1 protein-coding gene is annotated in these 261 nt (G+C 43.3%); it reads left to right on the plus strand.

Going from position 1 to position 261, the window contains the following annotated elements; translation table 11 throughout:
- Positions 1-261: SprB repeat-containing protein (locus tag GFJ99_RS14010; RefSeq protein ID WP_153209547.1), on the plus strand; the 261-nt coding region annotated here is incomplete at both ends.

Below are 261 nucleotides of genomic sequence, written 5' to 3' on the forward strand. Positions count from 1 at the left end.
CTTATTCTTGGGCTCCATCTGGTGGAACTGCTGCAACCGCTTCGGGACTATCAGCAGGTAATTATACTGTAACTGTTACCGATGCGAATTCTTGTACAGCTACACAAAGTTTTACAATTACAGAGCCTACTGCTTTAGTAGCAACTCCAGTATCACAAACCAATGTATCTTGTAACTCTGGATCTAATGGTTCAGCTACAGTTTCTGTTTCTGGTGGAACAGCTGGATACACTTATTCTTGGGCTCCATCTGGTGGAACTG

This window comes from Flavobacterium sp. LMO6, from assembly GCF_009495795.1.
In the GTDB taxonomy this organism is placed as follows: domain Bacteria; phylum Bacteroidota; class Bacteroidia; order Flavobacteriales; family Flavobacteriaceae; genus Flavobacterium.